At 41.5% G+C, this 602-nt stretch carries 1 protein-coding gene; it reads right to left on the bottom strand.

Features of this window, described 5'->3' with window-relative positions:
* On the bottom strand, nt 1-431 hold a 431-nt coding region (locus AB5935_RS28230), incomplete at its 3' end, for an HU family DNA-binding protein (protein WP_368328133.1).
* Between the last annotated feature and the right edge of the window lie 171 nt (nt 432-602).

Raw genomic sequence — 602 nt, forward strand, 5'->3', positions numbered from 1 at the left:
ACACTACCCAAATCATTAATATGATCCAAATCCTTGAACTTCAATCCATCCGAACGAGTAGTCGTCCCGGTAAACAGACGAATATCCGAGTTGGCACGAAAACAGATACGAAGCCCTGAAATATTAGCGATCGTAAAATCTTCCGCCTTCTCCGTCCCTTTGCTTTGGGCAGAAAGGTAAAAATATCCCAGACCGGCGATATTTACCGAACGACCACCCAGCAATGTCTTTCTCAATAACGTACGGAAATCCTTCAATACACTAATCGTTTCACCCTCGCTGACACCGGAAGCAGACGCAATCTCCTTTGCAAACTCATCCAACGTTGCACTCGTATCATACTGATAAGAAATCACCGGATACACTTTCTTTCCTGCTTCTTTATTTGTAGGGTCACACAGGCGAGACACCCTTCTAAATCTAATAGCCATACTACTTTCTTTTTTTAATAAATACTGTTTTAATTATCACTTCGCTAACGTTAACGATGCAAAGATGCAGCATCTTCCACGGAGATGAAACGACACCAAATAGCCTCATCAGAAAAGTACCAAAAAGCATTTCAGACATATACAACCGACATAGAGGAACCAAATAAACGA

The organism is Phocaeicola sp. RTP21198st1_B8_RTP21198_201120, assembly GCF_040929485.1.
GTDB lineage: Bacteria > Bacteroidota > Bacteroidia > Bacteroidales > Bacteroidaceae > Phocaeicola > Phocaeicola dorei.